The 3,531-nt window shown below is 38.7% G+C and carries 3 protein-coding genes; 1 reads left to right on the top strand and 2 read right to left on the bottom strand.

Going from position 1 to position 3,531, the window contains the following annotated elements:
• Window positions 1-2,182 (bottom strand): NACHT domain-containing protein (locus AC3DU7_RS28740; RefSeq protein WP_488042673.1); only part of this gene is annotated, 2,182 nt, incomplete at its 3' end.
• Between the two features lie 471 nt (window positions 2,183-2,653).
• On the opposite strand from AC3DU7_RS28740, the gene AC3DU7_RS28735 reads away from it, so the two are divergent.
• Complete coding sequence (locus tag AC3DU7_RS28735) at window positions 2,654-2,959, top strand: hypothetical protein (RefSeq protein WP_488042672.1); 306 nt, start codon at window positions 2,654-2,656, stop codon at window positions 2,957-2,959.
• Window positions 2,960-3,151: 192 nt separating this feature from the next.
• Here AC3DU7_RS28735 and AC3DU7_RS28730 read toward each other — a convergent pair.
• Window positions 3,152-3,531 (bottom strand): DUF309 domain-containing protein (locus tag AC3DU7_RS28730; protein ID WP_488042671.1); only part of this gene is annotated, 380 nt, incomplete at its 5' end.

Genomic DNA, 3,531 nt, shown 5'->3' with positions numbered 1-3,531 from the left:
TCACCAACAAAGTCGCCGCATTCCCCCCAACATAACCAACTTCTGCCGCAGTTTTTCCCCTGGTCCCCTCCACAACTTCCCGCAACCTACCACAAACATTCTGCTTTTCCTCCTTCCCTTCCCCTAGACGCAACATCGGCAATAACAAATCCAAAACCGCCTTTGTCAACGGCATTTCTCCCAAAGTCGAACGTAAATTTTCCAGACATTCCCGAGAAAAATTCTTCAGAGGAGGAATAGAAATAACCCCTCCCTTAGCATCCACCTCCCGACGGAAATATTCAGACCAAGTACAATTTTCACCCATTGCCTCCAAATTAACATGAGACTGCATCCGCGCCACCTCCACAAAATCATCAACCAATACTCCCAACTCCGCAGCAAACTTATAAGCAACAAAAAATTCCAACATGGAACGATGAGCAGGAGAATAGTCGCCATCCTCATTTCTAATCAATATTGTCTGGCCCATCATGTCATAATGCCAATGATCCAAATCTCTTTGTTCCTGCACCCTTGACTCAAACAAACGCCGAATGCGGTCAGGAAATTCCCGATAATTCAGACTCATCTTGTCATTAGATAACATTTCCCAGGAAAGTTCGCAGAGAAAATAAAGCTTATCTGCAAGAGAAGTAAAAGTCCGCTCTTCCTTAATATCCCCTTGCATTTTATGTGTAACCGCATACAAATATATCCGCGCTAAGTCGATCGCTTTCCCTTTCTCTATCTCTGGCAACGCTGCCAAAATTAACTCACTCATTACCGGGCGTCGCGCTAAGTCTAAAAGTTGGGAATTATTCATCACCTTTTCTACCGTAGAAGGTTCGGTATTGAAAGAAAGTACCTGACGAATTTGCTCATCATTAAATTTTTTCAATTCCAAAACTTCAAATTGTGGCGGTTCCCCAGTCAGGTTAGCAACAGAAGCTTGTAACTCAGCATTCAACAGAGCGCGACCTTCCTGTGCTTCGGGAAAATGTTCGGTGCGACAAGTGAGAATAACCTTCGCCCCCGGTACCACCGTTTGAGCTAACTCCCAAAAATTATTAATCATCTTTTGTCGGTCAACCCTCGCTGCCATTTCGTCAAAACCATCAAAAATTACCAACAATTTACCCATACGGTTGAGTAATTCAAAAGCAGAATAACCGGGTAGAGGAATTTCATGTTGTCGGAAAAAGAACTCAGAAAATAGAGACTCCATATTAACTGCTTTAGCATAGTCGCGCAGCAAAATAATTATCGGCAAACGCGGGCGTTCCACACCTCGTTTTTTAGCATCCAAATATTTTTGTAACTGTTGCCAAGCATAATGAAAAACAAACCAAGTTTTGCCAGTACCAAACTCCCCCAAAACCGAGAGATGCTTTTTCACGGGGTCATCGAGCCATTTATCAATGTAACCATCTATCCAACCATCCGCCGCTTCGTAGTCACTCACTCCTATTTTTTGTTTCGTATCGGGGTCAACTTCCTCCTTCCGACAAGCAAGAGGTACATATTTTTGATCGATACCCCGCTGTTTCACTTGTTTTTCCAGCCATTGAAAATAACGTTCAAAGTCAGCTTCCTGGTCTAAAAGTTCGTCAAAAGTGTAGCAGAACAGATTTTGATTTTCCTCCTTTTCCACCCCATGGCGAGCCGCTTTACTAATACGACGCACAGCTACTAACCAACCCTCATCAGTTTTTTCCTTCGCCACGGACTGACGCAAAGCATTGAGGTCGCAAGTTGCTGCCTCCCCTTCCACACCTCTGACCAGAATGCGGTCATACCCCCGACGTGTCTTAACCTTAATTATCCATTCAAAAAATCTTTTACCGTGAATTTTATCTACAACGTTATAGTTTTCTGCAAATTGATAACCCAGAATTTTAAACCATTCCTTCATCTGTTGAGGTAGGGGAAATTTGTCGCGATCGCTCTGTTTTTTTTCTACCACTCCACGAAAATTTTTGCAGGTAATTTTTTGCCCGAATAAATCTCCCAATATTTTCCATAAATTAGCTGCTTCCTGTCGAATATATCCTTCAACAAAATTAGTTTTTATCGCAATTTCTCCATATTTTTCATTCTCCCAAGCTAGACAAAAAATATTCTTTTGTAAATCGCTCAAACTTTTTCCTTTCTGATTAAGATATTGATTATTGACAAAATTAAAAGCTAGTTCTGAGTTCATAATATTTTGAAAATAGTTTCTTGATTTTTCAACTATTGTTCATTATAAATTATGGAAAAAATCAAATGTCGCCTTTCTTTCAAACTCCTAACTTTTTCTAACTTTTTTAAATAATTGTAGGGAACAGGGGAACGGGTAAGATGACCATTCCACATAATTATTAAAATTACTTTATTTCATAACATTTTCTAACCATTGAAGAGCCGGAAAAAGCTACATTATAAATATCAAGCAAAGCGATTTTTATTTATGAAACTAAACAATTTTTTATATTATTTTTCAGCTAAATATCACAGTTTTTTAGGTAAATATAGCGCTACAAGTTTAGGTTAGGACATTCCTAAATCCACCAAACCCACTCACAGTTTACTTTTGCCTGTTGCCTGTTGCCTGTTGCCTAGCGCGTAGCGCTATATCTCGGCTTCAGCACAACTGAATTTTAACTAAAATATCCTAGTCAATCAAAAAAAAATGACAAATTCTAATAACTATCGCACCAAAATCACTATGCCAATAAACCCAAAAAAAGGAGTAGAAATAGCATTAACGACGACTCGAACAATCATTCTTAGTTTAACCACGACTTTTGCCTTAACTATTTGTAAACCCACAATTACTATTAATATTTGTTGGGGTTGTACCTTAGATTCTGACAATAACAGTATTCCGGAAAATCAAGTAGGAAGAATTATCGATGAAATTGACGAAAATTATTCGGTAATAAATAAGAGCGATCGCCTACTTCAGTTAAGTAGGACTTATATCAAGTCTCATTAAGAATGCCATAATAAATTAGCTATCTTTAGTCATCTTTAGATGACTTCTGCTTTGATCCTAGAAATTTATTTCTTGGCGGATGACATGGTTGCCTTGATATTACTCATGAATGCTATTATTAGGGTGCGTTACGCTACCGCTAACACACCCTACTGGACTGACTTTTCCCTGTTGCCTGTTGCCTGTTGCCTGCTATAATTTTAATATTTTCGGGTATTTTGTATTATCAGAAGAGCGCACAAAATCAGCAATATTTTCTGGACCAGACTCTTGTAAATTTTTCAATAATTCGGTACTTTCTGTCAGTAACTTATCGACATCAATCTCAAAATAACTAGGTAAATAATAATTCAATTTCCTAATACCTTCCCCCAACAACATAACAGCACCACGCCAATTTTCATTACCCGCATGATAAAGTCCAACTGCTATTTGTAAAACCCCTTGATAAAAAGTACGTTCCGGTTCACCAGCTTCCATCCATAAAGCCTCCAGAGTGTCATGGCATTTATAGAATTCTTGTTGATTAAACTCAGCTATTCCTTGCCAAAACTCTTGAGGAATTTGTTCTT

Source organism: Okeania sp. (genome assembly GCF_983059655.1).
This window is presented reverse-complemented; position numbering and strand designations above follow the sequence as displayed.

What these genes read in the sequence shown, in the direction of transcription:
- AC3DU7_RS28735 (WP_488042672.1), top strand. Translation starts at nt 2,654, where the DNA reads ATGACAAATTCTAATAACTATCGCACCAAAATCACTATGCCAATAAAC.